1 pseudogene is annotated in these 206 nt (G+C 67.0%); it reads left to right on the top strand.

What is annotated here, in order from left to right:
• A pseudogene (locus ACPYOM_RS24275) lies at positions 1 to 206 on the top strand (hypothetical protein); the annotation flags it as partial.

The following is a 206-nucleotide window of genomic DNA, read 5'->3' as shown; positions in this document are numbered from 1 at the left end:
CCCCCCTTTTCGCGAAAAAGCGCCGGCCCCCCTAGATTACTACGCGTCTCGTGGGCTCGGAGATGTGTATAAGAGACAGCTCCAGCCCGGCGGGCCGCAGGGCCTCGGGCGCTGGGGCTCCACGCCGGTCGTCTGCCTGCCCGGCACGCCGACCAGCACGTGGAAGGCCTGTCTCTTATACACATCTGACGCTGCCGACGACGGAG

This window comes from Monashia sp. HAY1-2A (genome assembly GCF_056755315.1).
The sequence above is the reverse complement of the archived record's forward strand: the minus strand, read 5'-3'. Positions and strand labels throughout refer to the sequence as shown.